Raw genomic sequence first — 201 nt, forward strand, 5'->3', positions numbered from 1 at the left:
TAACATTGCCCAACATACATAATGCTTTACGAATCTTGGGGAATTATTTTTATCCCACTTGGCTTGTTGTAGAATTTTTTCTTGATCTTCAAAAGTAATACGCTGGCTTCGGCTCTTCCCCTTTTTGGCAAGTCCTGTCATTTCTTTGTTGAGAACTTCACGTACTTTTACATTTTGGACAAGGTTTTCACCCAACTGCTG

1 pseudogene is annotated in these 201 nt (G+C 38.3%); it reads right to left on the minus strand.

Annotated elements, in window-relative coordinates:
• A pseudogene (locus RFX69_RS08645) lies at positions 1 to 201 on the minus strand (hypothetical protein); the annotation flags it as partial.

It is taken from the genome of Acinetobacter sp. 148, assembly GCF_031196675.1.
GTDB classification, from domain to species: domain Bacteria; phylum Pseudomonadota; class Gammaproteobacteria; order Pseudomonadales; family Moraxellaceae; genus Acinetobacter; species Acinetobacter baumannii.